Origin of the sequence: Synechococcus sp. R6-7 (genome assembly GCF_047461695.1) — a bacterium.
In the GTDB taxonomy this organism is placed as follows: Bacteria; Cyanobacteriota; Cyanobacteriia; order Thermostichales; family Thermostichaceae; genus Thermostichus.
Map to the genome: position 1 here is coordinate 1 of NZ_JANSHS010000091.1, position 3,942 is coordinate 3,942.

4 protein-coding genes are annotated in these 3,942 nt (G+C 60.2%); 3 read left to right on the forward strand and 1 reads right to left on the reverse strand.

Annotation, left to right across the window (positions count from 1 at the left end; all coding sequences use genetic code 11):
• Positions 1-70: 70 nt before the first annotated feature.
• From fabZ to lpxB, 3 genes are all read left to right on the forward strand, one after another.
• The gene (gene fabZ / locus NW815_RS03225) at positions 71-571 is read left to right on the forward strand and encodes a 3-hydroxyacyl-ACP dehydratase FabZ (protein WP_011434327.1); all 501 of its coding nucleotides are present in this window, start codon (positions 71-73) and stop codon (positions 569-571) included.
• A 233-nt stretch (positions 572-804) separates the two neighbouring features.
• On the forward strand, positions 805-1,782 hold the full coding sequence (gene lpxA / locus NW815_RS03230; RefSeq protein WP_414382304.1) for an acyl-ACP--UDP-N-acetylglucosamine O-acyltransferase: 978 nt from the start codon (positions 805-807) through the stop codon (positions 1,780-1,782).
• A 26-nt stretch (positions 1,783-1,808) separates the two neighbouring features.
• Complete coding sequence (gene lpxB, locus NW815_RS03235) at positions 1,809-3,017, forward strand: lipid-A-disaccharide synthase (protein WP_414388915.1); 1,209 nt, start codon at positions 1,809-1,811, stop codon at positions 3,015-3,017.
• Here the strand turns inward: lpxB and NW815_RS03240 are convergent.
• A partial coding sequence (locus tag NW815_RS03240) for an FAD-dependent oxidoreductase (RefSeq protein ID WP_414415699.1) occupies positions 3,014-3,942 on the reverse strand: 929 nt, incomplete at its 5' end. The genes lpxB and NW815_RS03240 overlap by 4 nt on opposite strands.

Consider the following 3,942-nt stretch of genomic DNA (forward strand, 5'->3'; position numbering starts at 1 on the left):
GCTTATTATTGACTAGAGTCATGCTCCCCGTCCGGGATTTGGTTTTGTCCTCTGCCTCTGTGGGTTCACCATGTCCTCTGATGTCTCTCCTCCTCCCCTTCTCTCGGCTGAGGCAGCCGCTCAATTGGCAACCGCTCCCCCCGTCTTCACAACGGAGCAGATTTTGGAGATCTTGCCCCATCGCTATCCTTTCTTGCTGGTGGATCGGGTTGTGGAGTATCAACCGGGGCAACGGGCGGTGGGCCTGAAAAACGTCACCTTCAACGAGCCTTTTTTTCAAGGGCATTTCCCCAACCGACCCATCATGCCCGGCGTCCTAATCGTCGAGGCCATGGCCCAGATAGGGGGGATCGTGTTGACCAAGTTGCCGGACGTGGCCGGGCGTTTGGCCCTGTTTGCCGGGATCGATGGCGTTCGCTTTCGCCGCCCGGTACTGCCGGGGGATCAGCTGCTGCTCTCCGCCGATTTGCTCACCATTCGCCAGAGGCGCATTGGCAAGATGTTCTGCCGCGCTCAGGTGGGAGGGCAACTGGTAACCGAGGGGGAGCTGATGTTCTCCCTGGTGGATTGATGGGCCAACAGCGGCCATCCAGGAGGCGCTCCGGTGTGGGTGTTCTCGCAATTGAGATAAAGTGTTGGGATAGAAAGATGGCTCAGGGGCTGCTTGCGCCTTTCTGTCGGGATACGGTAAACATGTTGTCGCGACAGTGGGGCGTAGCTCTAAGGCTCATCTCCCCTGGAGTCAAGTCTTGGTGATCCTTCGCAGGGTTGGGAGCGTAACCACAGTTGCTGGCTAGGTCGGAAATGAGTTCGTTCGCTTCAGCGGGATCCACTCCCAACATCTCTGCAAGTGCGCCGCACCGCTCACGGGAGCGGATTCATCCCACTGCGGTGATCCATCCGAAAGCTGAGCTGCACGAAACGGTGCAGGTTGGCCCCTATGCGGTGATCGGCGAGCATGTTCGTATCGCTGCCCATACGGTGGTGGGGGCCCATGTGGTGATCGATGGCTGGACGGAAATCGGCGAGGGCAACCACATTTTTCCGGGAGCAGTTGTGGGCACCGAGCCTCAGGATCTGAAGTACAGCGGCGCCCCCTCTCAAGTGGTAATCGGCAGAGGCAATCGCATCCGCGAGTTCGTCACCATCAACCGGGCTACCAATGAAGGGGAAGCCACCCTGATTGGAGATTACAACCTGCTGATGGCCTACACCCATGTCGCCCACAACTGCGTCATCGAAAATCAGGTGGTGATTACCAATGCTGTTTCCTTGGCCGGCCATATCCACATCGAGTCTCAAGCCCGCATTGGCGGCATGGTCGGGATCCACCAGTTCACCCGCATTGGGCGCTTGGCCATGGTGGGGGCGATGAGCCGGGTTGACCGCGACGTTCCCCCCTACATGTTGGTGGAAGGACATCCGGCTCGCATCCGCGGTCTGAACTTGGTGGGGCTGCGGCGAGCCCAAGGGATGGAGGGATCCCTGCCCTTGCTGCGGCAGGTCTACCGATTTTTGTACCGCTCAGGGTTGCCTTTGGAAAAAGCGCTGCAAACACTGCGCAGCAGCCTGTGTGTCGTTTGTAACAGCGGTGCGGAGGGAGAGCGCCATGTCCTTTCCCTACAGGGGAAAGAGTGGGTGGACGAGACGGGATCCCTGCAACATCTGCTGCAATTTTTGGAAGACTCCCTCTCCCAGCCCCAACGACGTGGCCCTCTGCCGGCCCTGCGCGGGAGGGGGGAAGATCCGCCGGTGCAGAGCACTTCAGAGCTGGATGACTAAAGATTGGGGTCGGGAGCGTAGCTCTAGTGAGCCACCTGTTCATCTGCACGGGCGAGGTCTCAGGGGATCTGCAGGCCGGCCATCTGATTGAAGAATTGCTGCGCCAGCGCCCTCAACTGCGCATCACCGCCGTGGGAGGGGAGCGCATGGCTGCTGCGGGGGCCCGTCTGTTGCACCGCACCACCGAGATCAGCTCTGTTGGCATTTTAGAGGCTCTTCCCTTTATCGGCCCCGCCCTCTGGACGGAATGGAAGATTCGCCGCTTTTTGGCCCAAGACCCGCCAGATGTGGCTGTGCTGGTGGACTACATCGGCGTCAACAGCCGCATTGCCCGTCTGCTGCAACGGCGGCAGATCCCTGCCGTCTATTACATTGCTCCCCAAGAGTGGGTGTGGTCGCAGGATGCCCGCCTCACCTACCAACTGGCCCAGCAGATGCGGCTGATGTTGGCGATTTTCCCTGAGGAAGCCCGCTACTACGCGGCGGCAGGAGCCCATGTCCAGTATGTGGGCCATCCCCTGTTGGATATTTTGGCCGCTGTGCCCAGCCGTGCTGCCGCCAGAGCCCAGTTGGGGATCCCTGCCGAAGCCACGGTGGTGGTGGTGGTGCCGGCTTCGCGTCGGCAAGAGCTGCGCTCGGTTCTGCCTGTCTTGCTCAAGGCGGCTCAGTTGTTGCAAGCTCACCTGCCTCAGGCACAGTTTTGGGTGCCCCTGGCCTCGCCCCGTTTTGCTGCCCCGATTGCGCAGGCTGCCCGCCGCCTTGGGCTCAACCTCACCCTTTTGGATCCCCAAGCTCTGCCCTTCTTCTCCCCCCACAAAGCTCATCACCTCGCCTTGGCAGCGGCTGATTTGGTGTTGGCCAAGTCGGGCACGGTGAACTTGGAGACGGCCATCTTGGGGATCCCCCAGGTGGTGATCTATCGCCTTAACCCCCTCACCTTCTGGATCGCCCGCCATTGGCTGAGGGTGTCGGTGCCCTTCATGTCTCCGCCCAACCTGGTGCAGATGCGCCCCATTGTCCCGGAGTTGCTGCAGGAGCAGGCCCAGCCAGAGAAGATTGCCCAACTGGCGCTGGAGTTGCTAACTCGGCCCGAACGCAAAGCCCAACTGCAAGCCGACTACGCCGCGATGCGGGCGGCCCTGGGAGAACCCGGCGTTCTGGCTCGCGCTGCCAAGGCCATCCTAGAGGTGTTGGATGGCGAAGCTGGATCGAAGCAGGATCCCTTCCGCCGCTAACTCCGGCGACCCAGCACCTGGGGCACGGCCCGTCCTCCCGCCAAGGCCGCTGTCGAATCCTCCTCTTCCAGATACTCAGCATCTTGGTTGACCCGCCACCCATCGTAGCGCCGTTCCCCCGCCACAATGTTGCGAGCGGCCAAAAGGCCCGTCATCATGGCGTGATCCTGGTTATTGTAGCGGTGCATGCCGTTGCGGCCTGCCACCTGCAAATTGGGCAGTGCTTCTTCCAAAAAGGTTCGAATGGTCTGGATGTGAGCTTGATAGCCGTGATTGTAAACCGGGTAGGCTTTCGGGGCGCGAATGACTGTGCCGCCCAAAACCTTTGCCTTCCCCAGCAGGCCCAACCGCTGCAATTCCAGCGTTGCCAAGGCCATCAAATCCCCATCGGTTTGTCCCCAAAAGGGATCCGTCGCTGAGCAAAAATACTCCAAACCCAAGCAGGTGACCGAGGGATCCGGAACCATGTCCGCGCTCCAATTCTTGAAGTTTTGGATACGCCCCACCCGCACCGAGGGATCGTGAATGTAGATCCAGTGATCTGGAAATAGGTTGGGCTCATCCACCAGCAAAGCCACCGTCAAAAAATCCCGATACCGCAGTTGTTCGGCAGCCTCTCGCACCGGCTCCGGTGCTGCAGGTACCAAAGCCCGCACCAGAGAGCGCAGCGGCATGGTGGAAATGAACTGCTCGCCGGTCACCCAAAAGGTCTCTCCCCCTTGAGAACAGGCTTGTACAGCTTGAACTCCGGCCCGGTTCCAGTGGATTGCCGTAACCTTGCGATCCAGTTGTACCGGCTGCCCGGCTTCTGCCAGCAAGGTTTGAACGCGCTCCCACATCTGGCCTGGCCCTAGGCGAGGATAGCGAAAGCGATCGATCAGGGTTTTGATCACCCCCTCTCGGTTGGGGAAAAAGGTTTTACGGA